The sequence below is a fragment of the Desulfocastanea catecholica genome, from assembly GCF_054657295.1.
The window spans coordinates 1-305 of record NZ_BAAHYZ010000162.1; the positions used below are offsets into that span (position 1 = coordinate 1).

1 tRNA gene is annotated in these 305 nt (G+C 47.2%); it reads left to right on the top strand.

The features are described 5' to 3' along the window. Window positions 1-2: 2 nt before the first annotated feature. A tRNA-Phe gene (locus tag ACYQ8U_RS23350) sits at window positions 3-78 on the top strand. The last annotated feature ends 227 nt before the right edge of the window (window positions 79-305 follow it).

A 305-nucleotide genomic window follows, 5' to 3' on the forward strand; every position in this document is an offset into this window, starting at 1 on the left:
GTGCCGGGATAGCTCAGTCGGTAGAGCAACGGACTGAAAATCCGTGTGTCCCTGGTTCGATTCCTGGTCCCGGCACCATATATGATTTACTAAAAATCAAGCGCTTACAGCCAAAAGGTTGTCGGCGCTTTTTTTTGTCCTGTCGCGGTCCGGTGTTGGGCTGGATGCTGTTTGGAGAAAAATTTCAGACAATCTATGCTATCATGATGGGGGGGCCTCCAGTCACAACCTGAGCACACCTAAAGATTTTAGGAACTTTTAGTCAGGGAATAAGCGGGAAAAGCAAATTGCTTAATGCTCGATAA